Origin of the sequence: Herbivorax alkaliphila, assembly GCF_030848475.1 — a bacterium.
Lineage (GTDB): Bacteria > Bacillota > Clostridia > Acetivibrionales > Acetivibrionaceae > Herbivorax.
Map to the genome: position 1 here is coordinate 13,994 of NZ_JAVDDS010000019.1, position 21,112 is coordinate 35,105.

27 protein-coding genes and 4 tRNA genes are annotated in these 21,112 nt (G+C 30.9%); 28 read left to right on the top strand and 3 right to left on the bottom strand.

The genetic code is table 11. The features are described from left to right. Positions 1–46: 46 nt before the first annotated feature. The 11 genes from RBH29_RS08615 to RBH29_RS08665 all read left to right on the top strand — a co-directional run bounded on the left by RBH29_RS08615 (position 47) and on the right by RBH29_RS08665 (position 5,678). Complete coding sequence (locus tag RBH29_RS08615; RefSeq protein ID WP_306696388.1) at positions 47–352, top strand: hypothetical protein; 306 nt, start codon at positions 47–49, stop codon at positions 350–352. Between the two features lie 79 nt (positions 353–431). After that, a complete protein-coding gene (locus RBH29_RS08620) occupies positions 432–1,325 on the top strand; it encodes a hypothetical protein (protein ID WP_306696389.1) in 894 nt (297 codons plus the stop codon). A gap of 120 nt (positions 1,326–1,445) precedes the next feature. Then, complete coding sequence (locus RBH29_RS08625) at positions 1,446–1,760, top strand: P27 family phage terminase small subunit (protein ID WP_306696390.1); 315 nt, start codon at positions 1,446–1,448, stop codon at positions 1,758–1,760. Positions 1,761–1,775: 15 nt separating this feature from the next. Further along, positions 1,776–2,039, top strand: coding sequence for a hypothetical protein (locus tag RBH29_RS08630; protein WP_306696391.1), 264 nt, complete (start codon positions 1,776–1,778; stop codon positions 2,037–2,039). Positions 2,040–2,052: 13 nt separating this feature from the next. Continuing rightward, positions 2,053–2,268 (top strand): hypothetical protein, encoded by a 216-nt coding sequence (locus RBH29_RS08635; protein WP_306696392.1) that lies wholly within the window; start codon positions 2,053–2,055, stop codon positions 2,266–2,268. Positions 2,269–2,369: 101 nt separating this feature from the next. Beyond that, entirely contained in the window at positions 2,370–2,867 is a 498-nt protein-coding gene (locus RBH29_RS08640) for a hypothetical protein (RefSeq protein WP_306696394.1), read from the top strand. Between the two features lie 5 nt (positions 2,868–2,872). Further along, positions 2,873–3,526, top strand: coding sequence for a hypothetical protein (locus RBH29_RS08645; RefSeq protein WP_306696395.1), 654 nt, complete (start codon positions 2,873–2,875; stop codon positions 3,524–3,526). A 699-nt stretch (positions 3,527–4,225) separates the two neighbouring features. Continuing rightward, entirely contained in the window at positions 4,226–4,489 is a 264-nt protein-coding gene (locus RBH29_RS08650; RefSeq protein WP_306696397.1) for a hypothetical protein, read from the top strand. A gap of 373 nt (positions 4,490–4,862) precedes the next feature. After that, positions 4,863–5,144 carry a hypothetical protein gene (locus RBH29_RS08655; protein WP_306696398.1) on the top strand — a complete coding sequence of 94 codons (282 nt, stop codon included), beginning with the start codon at positions 4,863–4,865 and terminating at the stop codon, positions 5,142–5,144. A gap of 87 nt (positions 5,145–5,231) precedes the next feature. Continuing rightward, on the top strand, positions 5,232–5,363 hold the full coding sequence (locus RBH29_RS08660; protein ID WP_306696399.1) for a hypothetical protein: 132 nt from the start codon (positions 5,232–5,234) through the stop codon (positions 5,361–5,363). 3 nt (positions 5,364–5,366) lie between these two features. Beyond that, complete coding sequence (locus RBH29_RS08665) at positions 5,367–5,678, top strand: hypothetical protein (protein WP_306696400.1); 312 nt, start codon at positions 5,367–5,369, stop codon at positions 5,676–5,678. Positions 5,679–5,763: 85 nt separating this feature from the next. Here the strand turns inward: RBH29_RS08665 and RBH29_RS08670 are convergent, their stop codons facing one another. Then, a complete protein-coding gene (locus RBH29_RS08670; protein WP_306696401.1) occupies positions 5,764–6,042 on the bottom strand; it encodes a hypothetical protein in 279 nt (92 codons plus the stop codon). A gap of 464 nt (positions 6,043–6,506) precedes the next feature. Between RBH29_RS08670 and RBH29_RS08675 the strand changes: the two genes are divergently transcribed. The 7 genes from RBH29_RS08675 (at position 6,507) to RBH29_RS08705 (ending at position 12,939) form a co-directional block, all read left to right on the top strand. After that, entirely contained in the window at positions 6,507–7,658 is a 1,152-nt protein-coding gene (locus RBH29_RS08675; protein WP_306696402.1) for a hypothetical protein, read from the top strand. A 63-nt stretch (positions 7,659–7,721) separates the two neighbouring features. Next, entirely contained in the window at positions 7,722–7,973 is a 252-nt protein-coding gene (locus tag RBH29_RS08680) for a helix-turn-helix domain-containing protein (protein ID WP_306696404.1), read from the top strand. A gap of 138 nt (positions 7,974–8,111) precedes the next feature. Next, positions 8,112–8,807 (top strand): DUF3800 domain-containing protein, encoded by a 696-nt coding sequence (locus RBH29_RS08685; protein ID WP_306696405.1) that lies wholly within the window; start codon positions 8,112–8,114, stop codon positions 8,805–8,807. 2 nt (positions 8,808–8,809) lie between these two features. Next, positions 8,810–9,307: a hypothetical protein gene (locus RBH29_RS08690; RefSeq protein WP_306696406.1), complete on the top strand. Its 498-nt coding sequence runs from the start codon at positions 8,810–8,812 to the stop codon at positions 9,305–9,307. Positions 9,308–9,958: 651 nt separating this feature from the next. Continuing rightward, positions 9,959–11,620, top strand: a complete 1,662-nt coding sequence (locus tag RBH29_RS08695) for a GNAT family N-acetyltransferase (RefSeq protein ID WP_306696408.1) — start codon at positions 9,959–9,961, stop codon at positions 11,618–11,620. A gap of 14 nt (positions 11,621–11,634) precedes the next feature. Next, positions 11,635–12,666, top strand: a complete 1,032-nt coding sequence (locus RBH29_RS08700) for an HAD-IIIC family phosphatase (protein WP_306696409.1) — start codon at positions 11,635–11,637, stop codon at positions 12,664–12,666. 27 nt (positions 12,667–12,693) lie between these two features. Continuing rightward, positions 12,694–12,939, top strand: a complete 246-nt coding sequence (locus RBH29_RS08705; protein ID WP_306696410.1) for an acyl carrier protein — start codon at positions 12,694–12,696, stop codon at positions 12,937–12,939. Positions 12,940–12,973: 34 nt separating this feature from the next. Here the strand turns inward: RBH29_RS08705 and RBH29_RS08710 are convergent, their stop codons facing one another. Continuing rightward, positions 12,974–13,309: a hypothetical protein gene (locus RBH29_RS08710; RefSeq protein ID WP_306696412.1), complete on the bottom strand. Its 336-nt coding sequence runs from the start codon at positions 13,307–13,309 to the stop codon at positions 12,974–12,976. 357 nt (positions 13,310–13,666) lie between these two features. Further along, positions 13,667–14,005 carry a hypothetical protein gene (locus tag RBH29_RS08715; protein ID WP_306696413.1) on the bottom strand — a complete coding sequence of 113 codons (339 nt, stop codon included), beginning with the start codon at positions 14,003–14,005 and terminating at the stop codon, positions 13,667–13,669. 233 nt (positions 14,006–14,238) lie between these two features. Between RBH29_RS08715 and RBH29_RS08720 the strand changes: the two genes are divergently transcribed. The 10 genes from RBH29_RS08720 (at position 14,239) to RBH29_RS08765 (ending at position 21,101) form a co-directional block, all read left to right on the top strand. Further along, positions 14,239–14,811 (top strand): hypothetical protein, encoded by a 573-nt coding sequence (locus tag RBH29_RS08720; protein ID WP_306696414.1) that lies wholly within the window; start codon positions 14,239–14,241, stop codon positions 14,809–14,811. A 148-nt stretch (positions 14,812–14,959) separates the two neighbouring features. Next, positions 14,960–15,036, top strand: a tRNA-Met gene (locus tag RBH29_RS08725). 26 nt (positions 15,037–15,062) lie between these two features. Beyond that, positions 15,063–15,137, top strand: a tRNA-Glu gene (locus RBH29_RS08730). A 3-nt stretch (positions 15,138–15,140) separates the two neighbouring features. After that, positions 15,141–15,216 (top strand) — tRNA-Val (locus RBH29_RS08735). Positions 15,217–15,565: 349 nt separating this feature from the next. Beyond that, on the top strand, positions 15,566–17,971 hold the full coding sequence (gene spoIIE / locus RBH29_RS08740) for a stage II sporulation protein E (RefSeq protein WP_306696415.1): 2,406 nt from the start codon (positions 15,566–15,568) through the stop codon (positions 17,969–17,971). A gap of 79 nt (positions 17,972–18,050) precedes the next feature. After that, a complete protein-coding gene (locus RBH29_RS08745) occupies positions 18,051–18,395 on the top strand; it encodes a hypothetical protein (RefSeq protein ID WP_306696416.1) in 345 nt (114 codons plus the stop codon). 570 nt (positions 18,396–18,965) lie between these two features. Then, positions 18,966–19,130 (top strand): dockerin type I repeat-containing protein, encoded by a 165-nt coding sequence (locus RBH29_RS08750; RefSeq protein ID WP_306696417.1) that lies wholly within the window; start codon positions 18,966–18,968, stop codon positions 19,128–19,130. Between the two features lie 236 nt (positions 19,131–19,366). Next, entirely contained in the window at positions 19,367–19,981 is a 615-nt protein-coding gene (locus RBH29_RS08755; protein WP_306696418.1) for a hypothetical protein, read from the top strand. A gap of 98 nt (positions 19,982–20,079) precedes the next feature. Next, positions 20,080–20,154 (top strand) — tRNA-Arg (locus tag RBH29_RS08760). A gap of 167 nt (positions 20,155–20,321) precedes the next feature. After that, the gene (locus tag RBH29_RS08765) at positions 20,322–21,101 is read left to right on the top strand and encodes a flagellar hook-basal body protein (protein ID WP_306696419.1); all 780 of its coding nucleotides are present in this window, start codon (positions 20,322–20,324) and stop codon (positions 21,099–21,101) included. Positions 21,102–21,112: the final 11 nt, after the last annotated feature.

The window sequence follows — 21,112 nt, forward strand, 5'->3', positions numbered from 1 at the left end:
GATGCCGCGTTTTTTAAAAAATACTTACAAAAAGGAGGAAAATATTATGGGTTACAAATACAGAGACGAAAAACCTGTACAGCTAGAAGCGACAACAGAAGAGCAATATATAGAGGTGTCTTATGTAAAAATATCTTCTATAATCAACTTTAGCGAGGCAAACAAGATACTATTATCCATCAATAAGCCTTTTGCAGAAGCAGGAAACAATTATAAAGTCTTGTTGCTAGGACTTCAAGGAAGCTACAATTACAATGAGGAAGTGTCAGCAAGAAGGATATATTACAAGACACTAGGAGGAACAGCAGAATTTGAGATTTCTGGTTTTGGAAATACCGGAGCGATAATATAAGAAGGTGATAGCTAGTTAATGTTAGAGGGACAGAAAAAACTTAGACTATTAGTAAAATATAAAATTGGAGGACAAGAAAATGAATAGTTTTTATGAAATTAAAGAAGTGCAAGAAGGTATACAAGCACTAAACGAAGTAAGAGAAGCACTAAAAGAATTAAAGAATGACATAGAGAAAAGTTCAGAGTTTGTTTTGTCAACTACAAATAAGCTTCAAAAAGAGTTAGAAGAAGCAAGAGACAAAATGGATCGAGCAAATGCTCAGCTTATTTCAGAAGAAATGAAAGGTAAGAAGAATCAAAAGACCGTCGAAGATGTAAGGAAGCATTCTGAAACAGTTACAAGACTTGAAGCAACACTCGAAGCTGTCTCCAGAGCTGGAGGGATATCTATTGTTTTGCTTGAGAAAAAACTACCTATACTTATGAGTGAAAAGGCTCAGGCTGAACGAGAAGAATTAGGCTGGAAGAGTGTTCCTGAAAGACATGTAAACAGAAAATTGCAAAAACAGAACATTGAAGAACTTGCTAAAAAAATTGAAGGATTAAAAAATGAAATTAAAAATACAGAAAATGCATTAGAGGTACTAAAGAAAAACCAAAAGAAATATGGAAAGCTGTTGTTGTTAGATGCAGACACTCAAAAAAATGTAGATAAGATTATTAACTTAGCTGTTAATGCATGGTCTAAACGTAGAGAGCTTTTAACAACGCTCATACAAAGACGAGATAAGTTAAAAATTGAGAAAGAAAAAATTAATAATGAATTGTTCTTGCTAGACGAAGGAATAGAACACACGAACCCAGATTATGTAGGTGAAGAAGTATATGTTTCTAAAATAGGATCTGTACTTTTTCCTGAATTATTTGAAGAAGTAAATGATGACGGAGGAAGTAACTCAGACACATTAAAGAGTTGGATTAAATTAAAAATCTGGAGAATGGCAAGAGAGAAAAGCAATAAAGAAAAATAGTAAATAAAAGGTAGGGGGTAGGAGAATCATTTAAAACCCTTTTTCTCAAGACCGAGCCCCCACCTTAGCACGCAAAAAACAGTACCCGACAAGTTCGGTGAATATTAGGAGGTGTAAAACATGGCAAAAACACCCATACATTTAAGCAGAGATATGAAAAAGTTTTATAGATCTGTATTAGCTGATTTTAATCTAGAATCTCATCATCTAATACTGTTAACTAAAGCTTGTGAAAATCTTGATAGAGCAGAGCAGGCAAGACTTGAAGTCGAAAAAGACGGATTGACAACTGTTGACCGTTATGGAAGCAAAAAACCTCATCCATGTGTAAAGATTGAAATTGATTGCAAAAATTCAGCAAGGTTATTGTTGAGAGAATTAGGGCTTGATTTAGAGCCTGCAGGAGATATTAACAGACCCCCAGGACGTTATTAGAGGATGGTGTAAAAAATGCCTAGAAAACCAGTTAGGAGTAGAAGAAAACATGGAAGATACAAAAGCCCTTTTAATATAATGGAAATATTATATTTGATAGGTTCATCAAGTTTGTTCGAATATCCATGTCCTGAAAGAGAGTTAGCAGATTTAGAAATTGAAACACTTCATGAGCATGGGTTAAGCGTTGAATACTATAAGAAACATACCAAGGACTTTAAAAAAGCTCATGAAGATGCTAGAGATAAGAGTTTAGAATATTGGTACCCACCATATTGAAAGGGTGATGCATATGCCTAGAAAACCACTAAGAAGTAAAAGAAAGATGGCTCATGAACTTTCACAAATAGCTAAACTTATAATTGAAGTGTATGCCCGAAGATATAATGAAGAACCAACAGAAGGAAATTGGACTACACTTAAAAAGACTTGCAATTATTATGGAGTAGATCCGGAAGCATTTATAAAAAATAAATTTGGGCAAGTAGTAAAATTTACAAGGAGGTAGTTTTAAATGGACAAAGTTGCATACTTTTCATTGTGGGCTTTAATGACTTTAGCCTATATATCCTTTAAAAGACTTTTTGAAAATAAGGGTGGTGAAAAATAATGTTAGAAATATTTAAACCAAACTATAATAAAATGTTATTAATTGGCACTAAAAAATATTATTTAAGCAATAGCATGTCATCCAATCACATAGAACCTGATATCTATACTGATGAAAGTAATTATTACTTACTGCTTACAATGAATGATGAAAACCACAGATTTTTAGAAAAGCTCATAAGTGTTGCTTATAAAAATTATCATAGTATGATTGACTACAGCTATGGTTGTAAGTCAGAAGCTGCAGGAGCTATTACAAGGAGAGGTGGCAATCGTTTATATTCAAATGGACGTCTATATATAGATTATTTTAAAACTGCAAAAAAATATACATATACAACGCCAAAGAATGAATTGACAGTTGATATTGTTCTAAATGAGGATGGTAAAAAATATGTGAATATAGAAACTTGGGCTAATGCCTTGGGATTTAGTGTAATATTTGATGTTGATGATGTAAATGAAATAGTTTATATATCAGCCGAAAAGGAGGGATAGCAAAAATGTCTATAATTATAGTCAATGACCCTATATTTGTATCTAGTTATGCAGAAAAATATTTTACTATGCTTAAGATTGGAGATAGTGTACATTATACGGGTATTAATTTAAATAATATGTCATCTCCTGCATTAAATCCTATAGCTGATTACTACTCATATGACGGAAAAATATTTTCTAATAGGCATAATTTTATGACATCACTAATTTCAATTGCCTATAATTTTTATAAAATTGATTCAAATTTCGGATATAGTGGAGCTTCAGGAGTTATTTATCCGGAAAATGAAAAGGTTTTAGTTAAAAGAGAAGCTCATTATTTTACTTCTCTTTTTAGAACTCAAGAGTTGATACGATACAAAACACCTAATAATGAGTATGCTGTTGATTTGCTTGATAGAACAGATACAGCTCAAGTTAAAGAAAATGGTGTGGTTACAGGAACGATTGAACCATTTTTAAGAGCTTCAGATGGTACTTATACTGACAGTCCAGAAAGAGATGAGAATAATCAGAGAACAGGAAATACGCTAAGGAGATACAATGTATATAAGTACTTTGATATAAAAGAGGTTGCCAATGCATTAGGGTTTGATGTTACTTTTGAAAAAGATGATGTAAAAAAGATTATATTTCTTAAAGTGTCAAGTATATAATACAGTCAATTGGTTGCAAGTATCGGGTAAACTTGCGTAAAAGCTATTGGGTAAAAGTTTTCCAATTAATAAATTGTTGGCTTGTGCATGAGCCGTTAAAGGGTATGCACAACCTGTTGTCTTAGTCAGTGAATGAAAAACTAAGAAAGGGTTGTGAGGTATGTTATTATCTAAAAATAGTCAAGTGCTTTGTTGACAGGCTCACACTTGACTATTTTTTTATATTTCCAAGCGTTTGGAGATTTATGCGAAGGTAAAACAATACCCTTGTATTATCCATAACAACCCATCTGTAAATAAAAGGTAGAGGGTGGTAAAATCGTTGGGAATGCTAAATTCAAGACCGAGCACACAACTTTGTGCACAAAAAATTCGTTTTATGGAATTTTGAAAGGAGGTTTTAAAATGGGAAGAAATGCCAAGCCTATAGACTTACATGTAGCAGACTTACTAAATATTTGAATTTGTTACAATCACAATAATTATTGTTAAATCAAAAATAAATAGGTGTAACTATTTAAAAAGCCTCTATTCTACGCGTGCAAGCCACATTCTTTTTAATTTGCTTTAAATGAATACTTTTATAGATGGAAAGCAAATTTGATTCTAGGGGTATTTTTGGGCGTTTAAACATACGTTCTTTTTCTGTGTCTACACTATAGCTAGGAATATATTTTATCAAGATAGGAGTTGAATAAAATGCTGCAAATAGTCAAAAGAGTACAACATGGGAAGCTAATAATAAAAAATAACGACGGTACAATTACAATAGGAACTTTTAAGGATTTTCAAATAAAAAGAGTTTCTGGGGGATTAACATGTCAGTGTATATGGGTTGAAAAAAATAGGGTTGTTAAGCTAGGCAATTGCGAAGAAGGAGTGCCTTATAGAATAACAAATAAGAATGGCAAGACAATATTAGAAACAAAAGAAGAATATTTTTTATCATCTTTTTATATTTAAAAAATCAATTTTGAAAATAGCTGTTTACAACATAATAAAAGGGTGATATAATGGTGATGTAAAAAGAAAGGGGGGGCGATTAACATTAGCCCAAAAGAAAAGAAAAACACTGAAAGAATTAATGTATTTCTAGCGCTAGAACATTTAGAGTTAATAAGAAAGGAGGCGGAGCAAAAAGGAACGTCAGTAAGCGGACTAATAAGGATGATAGTTATTGAACATCTTAACAAAAAGTAAAGGGAACCCGACCACTCTCGTAAAGTATACGGATTCCCCTTATCTTGCACCACTCCTTGAGGAGCAGAACATATTTATTATACAATAACTGCTCTTTCAAGGCAAATAATTTAAAACTTGAAAGGATGGGATTATTGTGTTAAAACAAGTATTAGCAGGTTATTTTAAATCAGAGGACTTTTTCAGTTACATTAGTGATATTATTACCGACATAGAAGAGGAAGCAGGAGAAGAGCTTTTTGAAGCTTTGGGAAGACTTAAAGAGGATAATCACAAATTATTCTTAGATATTGATAGTACTTATACACATACTTGTTACACCGTTGGAGAAAAGGCATATCTTAAAGGATTAATGAATGGCCTGAAGCTTTCAAAAGATTTTAATAGTGTAGACAATTCTTTGATTGATGCTGTCTAGGAAGAAATAACAGAATCAAAAGGCCTGAAAGAAATTGCAGAGGAATACAATTATAATTATTCGCTACCTGAGTTAAGTACAGAGCAAATGTTTGCTCTTGTAGATGCATTCCAGAGAGCAGAAAGAGAGTTTAGCTCATCAGGTGATAATCCTGATAGTTTTAAAAAATTAAGAAAATACATAGCAAGAAAATCTAACAAAACAGGTCAGGAGGGTTGATATATGAATACAGTATATAAAGATTTTTCAATACAATCACTTCAAAAAGATTTAAAAAATAATGAGTTCCAGGGCCTAATAAATTTTAGACAAGGACAGCATATAGAGAGTGAAAGTTATAAAAAGATAAGAACAGAAGTTGAAGAGCTGATTAATGAGCTTTCTAAAAGGTCAGATCAGTTAAAGATTGAGGAATCAATTAATCTTCTTGAATGTGAACTTTTTGAAGCAGCATATAAAGCAGCATTAGCCGACTTAATGACAGCAATGACATTTAATAAATTAGGTGTGACTATGGTCGAGTATTTGAAGTAAGGAATAAAAGCCAAGGGTTAGCGATAAAACCCCTTGGCTTTTATCTGTAGTAAATACATATGATTTTCAATAGTGAAAATATGAGCTAAGGGTTTTTTAAAAAAGTCAGAACATTCTTGAAAGCAAGCCCATCAACAATAAGAGGAGTATCATCAGTTAAAGAAAAGCTATTTTCTTCAAGCAAAGCAACTAGATCAGATTTTATCTTAGAATAATCCTTGAAATTTCCGATGCCGCATATTTGGATTTTGTATGTTTTTTCATCATACTGTTTGTGCCAAATCCAATTGTCTCCTCCTGAAATTCCCCAAGGCAAAGAGTTAAAATTATGCTCAGAAGCTACTTTGTCTATTTTTGCTTCCATAAATAATCCTCCTTTTAATTTGTATTTTTATACATAATTAATTATAATTCTATATAAAAATACAAAATCCTTTTATTTTACCAATCTATATTTATTCTCTTATTATTAATCAAATACAGATAGACACATTGAGGAATTATAAACAAAAAAATAATAAATTGATTTTTCGAAACTAATATTAGAGAATTTGCTTAAATACTGGATAATACAATCAAAGTCAAGAGGTTTAAATATATAAAGCAGCATTAGCCGATTTAATGACAGCAATAGTATTTAATAAATCAAGTGTGACTATGGCAGAGCATTTGAGGTAAAGATAATGTTTGTAAATAGATTGTTAATTAGACAAGAGTGTTATTTTTAATGCCCTTGTTTTTTTATTTAGCGATTTTACAAAGATTGCAGGAAGTGTATACTTTATTATAGAATACAAGCAAAAACATGTTAATTATGAGGGGAATTCAATGGAGTACATAACTTTTTATAGAAAAAAGCTTTATGAAGAAATATGGAAAGAGCCGATGTATGTTGTTGCAAAAAGGTATGGTATATCTAATGTAGGATTAAAGAAAGTTTGTATTAGGCTTAACATACCTACTCCGGCATTAGGATACTGGGCTAAAGTTAAAGCAGGACAGAAGATAGAAATACCTTCCCTAAAAGGAGTTGGTCCTGAACAAGCTTCTTCTAGGTTAGATCCCGACAATAGCAATGGTAGAAAGAAAAACATAGAAGGAAAAATTAAGGATCAAAGCATTAAAAAAATTTTAGAAGCTTATGAAGATGTTGCTAAAGATAAAGAAAAATATCCTGACAAAAAAGAGTATAAGGATGTAGTTAAATCATTAACTCGTAGAGCATCATGTCCTATAGGGGTTGGGTATTGTAGCTGTATTAAAATATCTGTAACTGACGATTCAAAAAATAGAGCTGTAATCATAGCGTTGTTATTATACGGAACTCTTAAAAAACTAGGTCATATTAAACGCAAATCAAATTATGTAGAAATAGACGGTTTAAAATTTAGCATTTGGGTCAAGGAGCATTTAAGGCAAACTGAACATGTTCTTACAGAAAAAGAATTAAAGGAAAAGGAAGAAAACAGGTTTTTTAGCCCACCTGTAAGAGAGCTACATCCTACAAATAAATTTTCAATAATTGTTGAGTCGGTACATGCTAATTTTAAGAAAAAGTATGGCGAATATAAAGTTTTTAAAACTAAGCCCAACAAGAAAACAGAGGATTGTATTACTGATTGCATTATAGGCATGTATAAGGCACTAGATTACATAAAGGAATATATAGAAGAAAGCAAACTTATGGCAATGCAACAAGAAGAGGAACAAAAAAGAAGGATAGAGATTGAGAGACTTCAAAGAGAAGAAATGAAAAAAATTGAAAAATTAAAGAGTGATGCAGAGGACTGGCATCAGTATAAAAAAATTATGGACTACATAAATGCTGTAGATATAAGTATAAGAACAAAAAAACATAGTCCTATAAAAAGGAGAGAACTTCTTGAATGGGTAAAATGGGCTAAAGGTAAAGCTGATTGGTTAAATCCATTGATTAATAAAGATGATCCAATACTAGGGCGTAGAAAACTCGAGGATTAAGTATAGATATAAATAAAAATATCAAACATGCACTTGATATCGTTTGATAACTTATTGAATTTTTTGCTGGAAAGAAATATAATTAAATCAATAAAAGTTATAAGGGAGATAGTTATGAACAAGTCTTTTATGGGTGGGGCAAGGAGGCGGCTAAGTTTTTTTGGTTTAGGAAGGGGAACTCTTTATAGAGCCATTCAGCGGGAAGAGTTAAGAGGGTGCAAACCTAACAGCTGGAAATATCTTGTCAAGATCTCAGAGGTAGAGGAATGGATCATGAGTAAACAAATAGAAATTGGTGATGAAAAAACAAACTAAAATAGTATGCGCAATATTTAGAAGTAAAACTTAAAAATTGTGTAAATAATTTATGAGCACAACAGCACTCGAGTAAGGGTTTTAAGGTATTAAAAAGCAAAGAGTAAAATATATTAACTAATTTTGGTAGGTGATTAAATGTTTAATATTTACTGTGATGAAAGTTGTCACTTGATTAATGATGGTGAAGATATAATGGTTTTAGGAGGCATAGCTTGTAGATTTGAACAAGTAAAATTAATTAATAAAGATATACGCAGAATTAAAAAGAATTATAAGTTAAATGATTCAATGGAAATAAAATGGACAAAAGTTTCCCCAGCAAAAATAGAATTTTACAAGGAACTGATAAACTATTTTTTTAATAATCCTGCTTTGAGTTTCAGGGCGGTAATTGCAAGAGGAAAAAAAAGTTTAGATTACGATTCATTTGACTTAACACATGATAAGTGGTATTACAGAATGTATTATCTTTTACTTAGACAAATGATACAAATTGGCTATGAGTATAAGATTTATATTGATATAAAAGATACACAAGGTACAGAAAAAATAAACTCGCTTCAGGAAGTATTGAGCAATAGCCTGTATGACTTCTGTAATGAAACAGTGAATAAAATTCAACTTGTACGTTCGCATGAGATAGAAATACTTCAACTTACAGATTTACTGATTGGTGCTATATCTTATGAAAATAGAAGTTTAAAAACAAGCAATTCTAAGATTGAACTAATTGAAACCGTAAAAATGCTGTCTGGAAGCAGTTTGACTTTTTCAACGCCTTTGCATGCTCCAAAATTTAATTTATTTACATGGAAGCCAAGGGAGGTATGAAAGTGAGTGTTATATGTGAAAACATTCCGGAGATTGTTCTTTTTGAAGATTACGAAGGAGATTACTTTAAATATCAAAATGCTATATATCAAAAGTTTCTAAAAGACTTCATGCATTCAAAGCCTGTTTTTAAAGGGGAGGCATTGGCTTTGAAAAGGTACCCATTATTCAAAGAAAAGGAGGCGACATTTTGGCACATTGTGTCGGAGGGGCTTGTTGAGTCTGAAAGAGTGCTAGACATAAGAAGATGTGAGAGAATTTCTTGGCCTAGAGTAATTATAGAGAGGTGTTTCAAGTCATGCACTAAAATAAAAGTTTGGGAAAATTATCGCAAGAAAGAAAAAAGAATTTTACTATGGTGCGAAGATATTGAGTACTTAGTTGTATTAGCTGATAGGAAAGACTACATTTTATTTTGGACAGCCTATCCAGTTACCGAAAGTCATAGAAAGAGAAAGTTACAAAAAGAATATGAAGGGTTTATTAAAAAATATTTATAAATGACTAATGCCGCCTAATTAATTTAGACGGCATCGTTACTCCTTCTACACATGGTAGATGAGCTAACTTAATTTTAACACGTAATTAAGTGTGTGTCAACTATGCATAGCACTTTTTTATCTTTCCGTACGTACTAATATTTTATGCAGAAAAATAATTTAGGTGAGTTCTAAGTAAATAAGATGCGTATATTTATATTATAAAGAACGTTTGTTTGGTTGTCAATATATTTTTACAAAAAAATAATAAATTGATTTTTTGAAATTAATATTATATAATTTAGTCAATAGATTCTACCAAGCCTATTTATTGCATTTGCAATATAAGCGTAATAAGGTAGGTCTTTTGACTTATAAAAAACATTAAAATAAAATGACTACTAAATGACTACTACAAACAAAAATAGTAGTCAAAATTTAAAGACAGTTAAAAACAGTTTAAAGACTCAAAGGTTGAAATATCAAGGGTTAAGAGCTATTAAAAATGGTTGACAATAATAATAATTCGTTCTCATAACCCGAAGGTCAGGGGTTCAAATCCCTTCTCCGCAACCAATTTAAACCCTAGAGTCAAAAGACTTCTAGGGTTTTGTTATATGAAAGAAGAAGTGAACTCAAAACAATAAAATATTAAGCAGGAGAAATATAAAAATGGCTGATTATATTAAAAAGGTCTATGATAATGTAAAAATAGATGAAGGTGAAGTTGCAATTGAAAACTTATTAATTCAAGTGTTTTTCAATGAGGGATTATCCACAAAGGAATTATCACGTAAATTACTTTTGCCCCTGCCTCTAGTTGCAGCTATAAAAAAAGAGTTTATTAAAGAAGGAATCTTAGTTCAGGACAGAGGAATAAGGCTTTCTTTAGAAGGACGTAAATATATTAATCAAAAATTAGATTATGCAAATCTTAATGTTAGTGTTTATAAAAAATTAATAGATGATAAAAACAACTGGATAGATGAGTTTTCAAAGGAAATAGTGATGTTGGAAAACATATTTAGCAACAGACCTGATGTGGATGTTACTATAGATCAGTCTAAATGCACACCTGAGACCAGTTTAAAAAGGGCAATTTTGTGCCTTAAAAACAATTCTCTTATAGGAAAAAATATTTTATGTGTGGGAGATGATGATTTAGTAAGTATATCTATTGGATTGGTCTTGAAAAAGTTATTTCCAGACAAAAAAATAAGCAATACAAAAATTTTTGTACTGGACATTGACAAAAGATTTTTAGCATACATAAAAAGTGTTGCAGAAGTTGAGGGGCTGCCTGTATATTGTAAATATGCTGATTTAAGACAACCGTTAGATGAGAGATTGATTAATCGATTTGATTGTTTTTTTACAGATCCACCGTATACGTTAACAGGTATGCAGCTTTTTATTTCAAGAGGAATTGAAGCTCTTAAGCCTGAAAAAGGATTGTCTGTGTTTTTTTCCTTTGCCCATAAATCTCCTGACTTTACTGTAAAAATGCAGGAAGTTTTTTTAAAAGCAAATCTTGCTGTGGTTGGGGTTTTGCCGAGATTTAATGAATATGAAGGTGCTGAAATAATCGGTAATACCGGTCAAATGATAATGTTAAAGACAACAGAAAAAACTAATTCTATAATTTCAGGTTCTTATGAAGAGTCAATTTATACTGGAGAAGTTGTTAAAACTATGAGAAAATATAAATGTAAGAAATGTGGGAAATACTATACGGTAGGTATTAACGGCATTCATTCAACAGTTGAAAGCCTAAAAAAAGCAACTTGCTCTATATGTAGTAATGATGTATTTGAGCTAGTTGAAAAAGTAAAAGTTGTTGATGAAAAAAAGACAGAAATTAATAAAAATAATATTGAGAAGGTAGAGAAGATGAAAATAAGAAAAATGAGAAAAGACGATATAAATAAAATAGCAGAATATGAAAGGGAGATTTCAATAATTTCCTTTGGCGATGAGGCAATAACGGAGCTTAATTTTCATACAAAAAAACTTCAAAAAGCAATGCAAAAAGAAATAAATGGTATGATGGTTTTGGAAATTGAAAAGAAAATTGCAGGATGGCTTTGGATGACTCCAAGAATTAATTCTGTAAGCAATGAGAAATATGTTAATTTTAAAAGTTTTTATATAGAAGAAAAATATAGGGGTTCAGATTATGTGAATGAGTTTGTAGAGGCAGGGATGAAGTTTTGTAAAGATGAAGGTGTTAAAACAATTATTTGCAAGGTGAATGTTAAAAATATTGGTGCAAGAACTTTGTGGAAAAGCTTTGGGTTTGAGCCTACACACTTGACCCTTGAATATAATTTTTAATGGCAGGGAAAAAAATGAAGATAAAATGTTTAGTATGGGACTTAGATGATACTTTATGGGAAGGTACCTTAAGAGAGGACAGGGATGTAGTTTTCGATAAGGTAAAAAAGAGCATTATAAAAAAGATAGATGAAAGAGGAATTTTACAGAGTATTGCCAGCAGAAACGATTTACAACAAGCTCAAGAGAAGCTTAAGGAGCTGGAAATTCTAGAGTACTTTTTTTATCCTCAATGTCATTGGGGCTCTAAAGTTGAAAGTATAAAATTAATAGCAAACAAGCTAAATATTGCTTTAGATTCTATAGGATATATTGATGATAATCCTTTTGAACTGTTTGAGGTACAGTACTTTCTTCCTGAGGTAAAAACATATAAGTCCGAAGAATATGAAGAACTTTTAAATTTAGAGGAATTTAAAAGTGATTTTTCAACAAAAGAGAGCAAAATGAGAAGACAGATGATGAAAAGTCGTGAGATGAGAGAACGAGCAGAAAGTTTTCATAATGGATCAAAAGAAGATTTCTTAAAGGCATGTAAGATGGAATTGATCCTTCGCTCTGCGAATACTAATGATATTTATAGAATTTATGAACTTGCATCTAGGACAAATCAAATGAATAACATGCTAGATAGAATTAGCAAAGAAGTTATTGTAGATTTTATAGACTCAAAAGACAAGGCTATTTATGTAGCAGAACTGTCAGATCGTTTTGGTTATCATGGTATAATTGGTGTGTGCTTATTTGAAATGAAAGATAAAATTTCTTTTATTAAGCTGTTTTGTATTTCATGTCGTATTGAGGGAAGAGGTATAGGGGCAGCTTTTTTAAAAGAAGCAATTAGCTTGATGTCTAAAAAGCACAGCCAAATTGAAGAGGTATATTGTGAGTACCTTGATGAAAAAAAGAACAGACCGGCGTTAATGTTGCTTCAGATTACGGGTTTTAAGTTTTTTAAAAAGAATGAAAAGAAATCAACTTTTAACTTAAAGCTACCGGTGGAAGAGAGCAGTTTAAACTGGCTAAAAGTTATATTTATGTTATAGAATATATTAAAAAAGGAGTTTGATTTAATGGAAGAAAGTAAAATAAAAAAAGAAACAATTGAATTAATAGAAAGCATCACCGGAAAAAAAGATATAAATAATGATACACCTCTTATTGGTAAGGGTGGGATTATGGACTCGGTAACAGCAGCTAATTTTATAAATAGTCTTGAAGAGAAATTTAAAATATTTTTTATGCATGAAGATTTAAACTTAGAGTCGTTTTCTAATATAGATTCCCTAATTAGTTTAATTCAAAAATATTCAGAGTGAATAAAGTTTGTTAAAAACTTAACTAAAAACGTAATTAAAAAAACATAAAAATATTTTGTAGTCCAAACAACCAATTTTTTAGTTTTTTAAAAAAACCTTTAAATTCAGGCCTGTCCAAGTGGCCGTTTTTGTAAAAAAAATCTTCATGTATAATTAATAATTCCATGTAGGTATCATCAAGTTGTCTAATGAGCTCTTGTTTTTCTTTTGGTACGGCATTTTCTAAAGATTTATACAATTCATTGTAACGGCTATTAATTTCTTTGCATTCTTTTGTTTTGTCTAATTTTACAGCTAAAGCATCTAGTCTTTTTGTATAGTCTGTATTATTTTCTATATCTACACATGTGTTTTCAATATTTTTACCCATTTTCCCCAGTGCCCCCTTAATGTAAATTTATAAAAGAAAGTAATATATATATTTTATAGTAAAGGCGTAAAAATTTCCAGTGTATTTATGCATAAATTTCTAGAAAACTTCTAGATAATATATACTAATTAAAGCAAATCACATAAAAAGCACATTAGTAAAGCATTTAGCAAGGTGAATTCGTTTAGCTAAAGCTAAACATCGAGGCTTCAGGTGGAGTATTAGAATAAGATAAAAATACTCTGCAATGGCTTTTAATATTTTAAAAGTTTAAAAAACTTAAAATAAGAAAGACTCCAACTTATAGGAAGTGGAGCCTTAGAATAAGGTGAATTTTTTTTAGATACGAGAAAAGGTTTAATCTAAAACTTTTATTTTTTTTGCTTCAGCTGAAAATTCTTCAATAGAAACTTCGTAAAAAGTAAGTTCTATATCCATATCCTTTTCAAGCGTATCTACAGAAATTTTTTCATCTTCACTGTTATAAATTTCAGTTTCATCTGATATGGAAAACATAAAGATTCCAGCTTGCTCCTCTCCTTCCAAGTGCTTCCTTACAGCAATATGACTATTGTCATCTTGAACGTTATTAATTTCTCCTATAATAGTTGACGTTGAACGATTATCACTACATGATGACATTGAAATAATAAAAATAATACTTATTAGGATTAAAGAAATTCTTTTAAAATTCATATTTATATCCCCTCTTTTAACATTAAAATATAGTTTAATTTTTTATACGCCTAAATCTTTTCAGCGTGTACGTCTAAAAGTCAAGAAAGGACTTATAGACATCCTGTATATATTGTAGCATTTTTATTTTAAGTCTCCAAGATGTTTAATTAAAAAAATTAAATATACTTTAGATTTAATTTAAGATTTTTGATATAATTAATATTGAAAATAAAAATGTGCAGCTTACTAAAATGGAAAGGAATGAATGCATGAGTTTTTATAAAAAAGAAGACAGAAAAAAGATAGAGATAATTAACAAGGGAATGGGAACAGCTCATAGAACAAAACCATATGATTTGAAAAAGACCGATGATTTAATAAATTATACTGAAATGATAACTGCTGAATATATGGATATGAAATCTTATTTATGCTGGCTACATGATATAATAGAACTGTACGACGATAGTTTAGAGCATTTTCATCCTGATATATGGATAAACCTTACTAGTGAAGAACTAGAAGAGAATGACTACAGTGAGGCATCATATGTACTAACAGATTTAGATGGTTTGTTTGTTAATATAGTGAACAAGGCAGAAGACAGTTGTTATAGAGCGTGGAAACATGTAATGGAAAGTAATCTTGAAAAAGTGCATCAGCATTTTTTTGGGCAGGTAATTAGTATAGATTCTGAAAAATTTAAAGAAATTTTTGAAAAGACAATTCTAGAAGTTGTTAATGCTGAATATCAATATAATGTAAGCAAAAGTGCTAAAACCTTTGCGGATAATTTGAAGGACATGATGTTAAGGGATAAATAAGTATTTTCCTGATATAACGTGAAGTTTTAATATTTTAAAGATTTTATCAAAATATAAATTTCCATAAAAATTTATTTGAAAATCACTTGACTTTTGCTTTGTTTATCTGCTACAATGTTAAAGCGTGCTGGAGATGAAGTATTTATATGGCGGTGTAGCTCAGTTGGCAAGAGCATACGGTTCATACCCGTAGGGTCGTTGGTTCGAATCCAATCGCCGCTACCAGTATGTTTTAAAAATTTTATATTAATGGCCCATTGGTCAAGCGGTTAAGACACCGCCCTTTCACGGCGGTAACAGGGGTTCGAGTCCCCTATGGGTCACCATTCGGGCGCTTAGCTCAGCTGGGAGAGCATCTGCCTTACAAGCAGGGGGTCACAGGTTCGAGCCCTGTAGTGCCCACCAAAACGACTTTACAAAATGTAAGGTCGTTTTTTATGTGTATAGCTTTAGTAATTCTTTATTAAATGAGTTCTCTTCTAATTTTATGCCTATAAATTTATAAAAAAGTTTTTGACTAAATGCAACATAATTATTGAAAAGCATATGCATGTTCAAAGTTTTATTTATGCATTGAGTAGGTTTCTTTAAGTTAATTAAATGTAATCCCGGGTTATGTTTTGTGGAGACATGTCAGAAATATTTTTAATTTATGCAACTTAAAATGACAAATATTTTTTGTTAAATTGTTTATAATCGTTTTTGCACACAGATACAAAATTAAAATAAAAAATAAATCAGGGGGTTACAAAAGATGAAGTCACAAAGTTTTCTTTATGAAAAGGCAGGAGATTTAGGCAGAATTTATCGAAAGACAGGAGGGGGAATTTTTTCATACTTGGAACTTTCAAAAAGTAATGTTTTAATGCTGCTGGTGAGTTTTCTTTTAGGAAGAGTTTCCTTATTTCAAGGTATGATGCCTTTTGGAGTGGCATTTTTTGCTGCATCTTCAGGAAAGTCGGTTAACAGAATTTTAATGGCGATGGCTGTATTAGCTGGAATGATAACAGGTGGAGCTGTAGGTGAAGTGTTTACAGCACTTGCGTTTATTGGTGGGTTCACGGTTTTTAGTAAAATATTTAAAAATGTTAAAATAAAAGAAGACTATAAAATAGCGGCTATTGGTCTGATAAGTGGCTTGATACCTCAAATATACATGGTATATCTGAACGGCTTTTTATTGTATGATTTTTTGATGGCAGTTTTTTATTCAGGATTAATTTTTTCATTAATATTTATTTTTAGAAACAGTGGATTATTAATTGAAGATACAAAAAAGAAAAATATATATTCAAATGAAGAAATAATAAGCATGGCAGTATTAGCCGCACTGGTTTTATCGGCAGTAAGTGATATTGCTTTTTCAGGAATTACATTGACAAATACATTAGGGATTTTAGCAATATTAATATTTAGCATGAAGTCAGGGCCTGGAGTTGGAGCAGCTGTAGGAGTAATAGTAGGTCTTGTAGTAAATATGTCCAATCCAGTAGTTCCACCTGTTATAATTGGTTCTTATGCTTTTTGCGGGCTTTTGGCAGGTGTATTTAAAAATCTTGGGAAAATAGGGGCATGTATTGGTTTTATAGCGGCAAATGCATTACTTACTCTTTATATAAATGGATCTACACAGGTACTCATACACATAAAGGATATAGCGATAGCTTCCATAGCCTTTATAATTATTCCTCAAAAAGTAATGGAAAACACATTTGGATTTTTAGAGAAAAAATCTCAAGTTGTCAGGGACAAAATTAGTTACACTGATAGGATAAAAGAGCTCACTGTAAATAAACTAAATAACTTTGCCTTAGCCTTTACTGAAATATCAAAAACTTTTAACGAAATATCTGAAACAAAAATGGTTACTAATAAGCAGGATATATCCTCTTTATTTGACAGGGTAGCTGAAAAAGTTTGTAAAGACTGTAGCTTGTGCAGACATTGTTGGGATAGGAACTTTTATAATACCTATCAGGTAATGTTTAAAATAGTTGAGGCTCTAGAAAAAAAAGGGTGGATTGATGAAAGAGATATACCAAAGCACTTTATTGAAAAATGTGAACGAACAGTGGAGTTTGTAAAGCAAATTAACAATGTATATGAATTGTTTAAGGTGGATATGGTGTGGAAAAATAAAGTAGGGGAGAGCAGAGGGCTTGTCTCTCAACAGTTAGATGGATTATCAAAAGTTATTTCAAACTTGGCATTGGAGATAGATACAGACATAGACTTTAAAAGAGATTTAGAAGACAATTTGTTTTTAGAATTAGATAGGGACGGGATAAAGGTAAAAGATGTTGTGGTATATGAAAACAAGTGGCGAAAGTTTGAGGTGAATATTTTTCATAAAGGATGCAAGGGGAAAAACAGGTGCATAGATATAATAGAAAAAAGTGCATCTCAAGTTTTAGATAAAAAAATGATTAAAGATAGGGCTGAATGTGTTTTTAATCATAAAACTAAAATATGTAATTTAAAATTGATTGAAGAAGAAGTTTTAAGCATCACCACAGGTGTAGCTAGAATGCCAAAGTATGAAGGACAGGCTTGCGGGGATAACTATACTTTCATGAATACAGGAGATGGAAAATATGTTTTGGCATTAAGTGATGGAATGGGAACAGGTCAAAAGGCCTCTAATCAGAGCAATGCTGCCATAAGTCTATTAGAGCAATTTATGGAGACTGGATTTGACAAGGACACGGCTGTAAGGCTTATTAATTCAATTCTTGTATTAAAATCTGATGAAGATTCTTTTGCAACAATTGACCTTACTGCAGTTGATTTATATGATGGAAAAGTTGAATTTGTTAAAATAGGTGCTGTTCCGACATTTATAAAAAAATCAGAAAAAGTTGAAGTTGTTAAATCTGTTTCATTACCTGCTGGAATACTTAGCAATATTGAGACAGAACTTGTCTGCAAAACTGTTGGAAATGGGGACTTTATTATAATGGTATCGGATGGTGTAATTGATTCATTTGCAAAAGAAGACGAAGGAGAACAGGCATTAATAGATTATATTGATGACATTAAAAGCATTAATCCACAGGGAATAGCTGATTTCATATTAAATAAAGCTCTTTTTAATTGTGGCAAAAGACCTTTAGATGATATGACTGTGGTGGTGGCAAAGATATGGAATAGAGTTCATTGAGTGAATATCATATATCATGTGTATAATTTTCACAATTCCGAAACAAACTAGTTTTGAATATATATTTCGGAGGAACTGTATGGTATATGACGAGACCAAAAAAATTATAATTGTAAAAAATTTACCTTCAAATTTTATTGAAGAAGCTATTTTGGTTTTAAAGGATAAACCTAAAAGAGGAGAAAAAAACATTAAAACTATATCTGCTAAAAGCCCGTATAAAAAAAATCAGCATATTATAAAGGAGGCTGAGGACATTATAAAAAATTATGTTTGTGGTAAGAAAAACTTAAATGATGTATCTGTTGAGTTAAATTTAAAACCAGGCTTTTCAAGATTCAGGATGTTTGCAAATACAATAGTAAATATCGTAATGCTTGGAAGTATAGTTCTTTTAATTTTAATGGTTGCAAAACTTTTGTAGTGAAGTCGTTTAGCATTAGCTAAACGACTTCACTATTAATTAATCGAGCAGTGGAAGAAGATGAAAATTTAACTTATTCTAAGGACAAAGAAGACAAGAGAACCGTCCCCTTGTCTTCTTTGTCCTTTTCTGTGTCTTGTGGAAAAAAAGTCAAATTTTCTTCAATAAAAATCATAGTATTTTATGTGTAAAAGAAATAAAATACTATATAGAGATGTATGAAATTTAAAATAACACTTAGTAAATTAAAGAGAGCTATAATGCAGGAAAACAATTTACTTCAAATCAAAAAAGTCAAAAATGATTATCCATTCTAAAAAAATATGTCTCAAAAATAGAGTGTGAATTTTAAAATTAGTAAGGTTCCCCTTTTTTGTTCGTTGCAGCATGTATCTTTGCATACGTGTTGCAACGGACATTTATAGAAATAGCAACAAAAGCCCTTTCCTGTACGATTTGAGGAGGGCAATAAGTATAATTACTTTTGTGGCTTATAAAAAAATATTTATATAAAAAGAGGGAGGACAAGTTTATGAAAAAAATGTTTTTAGTAAGTTACTAAGCATCCTGTTGATTATATCATTATTACAAAGACATATATTAGAAATTCCAATTTCTATTGATGATATTTCTGTTGCTGATTTAAACGGAGACGGAGTTATTGATTCTACTGATGTAACTTTGCTTAGTAGGTATATATTAGAAATCATTGATAGTTTTCCAGTTGAAAACTGATTACAGTTTATATTGTTCAAAGTTTTAAAAATAATGAACTCGTTTAGCTAAAGCTAAACATCGAGGCTTCAGGTGGAGTCTTAAAATAAGATAAAAATATCTTATACACATTTAACATATATAACCTCTTAAGCTCAGGAAATAGACATATAAATAGAAATGATGTATCATTGTTAAAAGGAGTATATTTTACATACTCCTTTTAACAATTACAAACTAATTTAAGGGGTTTTATAGTGAAAAAATTTTTAATTGACAGATTGCTGTTTCCAAAAACTTTTTTTAAAAAGCTAAACGATAAACTACATACTTTATATATAGGTATAGCATTAATCGGTCTGATTAATTTAGGTCTATCATTTATATCTAAAATACCGGTTTACTTTTTTGACAAACCTCCAGAAATAATGGTTTACAATATTTCTTTTGCACTTTGTGTTATTATTTTGGTTGGTCTTGCAGATACTGCATTTTTTGCAATGCCTTTATTTGATATATTTAAGTATTTTGCTCTTAGAAAGCGAATAGCTAATATAAAGGGACAAATTATTAAGTTGATGAAGATATATATAGTATCACATTTTCTGGTTGTTCCTGTATCCTTTTTTCTGCAGTGGATATTTACAGATGGAACTATGATAATCAGAACACAATCAGGAGTTTTTTTAGTTTTTACAATTATAATTGGTTTTTGGCAGGCAGCAATTATAACTCGGGGAATATATGTAATTTATACATTTCATGAAAAGCTTAAAAGCCTAGTGTTTTTCATGGTGTTTACATGGATTATCTTGCTTGAATATTCAATTGGCTATTTAATTGATACATGGTTGATGAGACTTTTTATGTAAGAAAATTCTTGTTTTTTAATATTGTAAATGTAAAAATGTTAGATTATAATTATATAGATGAGTCAATTAGTTTTTTAATAGATTATGTGTTTATGAATGTCCCGGTGGTCTAATGGATAAGACGGTAGATTCCGGTTCTATTGATACGGGTTCGATTCCTGTCCGGGACACCATGATATATTTAAGTTAAAAGCTATTTTTTAGCCATTACTAATTGTATTGTATAAATGTTAAAATTATAATTTTCAAAAAATTTTTATAGTACTGTTAAGCACTTCTTAAACTTTTCCGATATACCTATTGAAATAATATTAAATCTTTTATTTATAGGAGAGAAAATATGATTAGAGGTCTTTATACTTCTGGATGGAGCATGTTGTCAAACACCAAACAAATGGATGTAGTGTCCAACAACCTTGCAAATGTAAATACAAATGCATATAAGAGGGATACCGTTGTATATGAAAGCTTTCCTGAGATGATGATAAAGCGAATAAATGACAGCCAAAGTACTGACAATCCTTCAGGAAGAGTTGGTGGTATGCATTTGGGAAATGATGTTGGGGAAGTTTTCACATATTATGCCAAAGGTCAACTTACAAAAACAGATAAAAGTCTTGACATGGCAATAGCAAATTCAGAATCGGCTTTTTTTACTGTCGCAGTTCCATTAGATAATGGAGAGTTTGCCCAAAGACATACAAGAGATGGTGCATTTGTATTAAATGCTGATGGTCAATTAGTGACAAAGGAAGGTTATTTTGTTATGGGAGAAGAGGGAAATGTCACTTTAGAAAATGAGGATTTTACTGTTTTAGAGGATGGCACAATTTTAGAAGATGGTCAGGAAGTAAATAGACTCTTGATTAGTGATTTTGAAAATACAGATGCATTAAGAAAAATAGGTGAAAATCTTATTGCGGCAACGGAAGATGCACAGGAGCAGGAGTTTACTGGAGCGGTAAAACAGGGATACATAGAAATGTCAAATGTTAATGCAATAAATGAAATGGTGAATATGATTACTGTAATGCGTGCATATGAAGCAAATCAAAAAGTTTTACAGGCACAGGATGGTGCTTTGGAGAAAGCAGTAAATGAAGTGGGAAGAGTTAGATAAAAGGAGGGGAA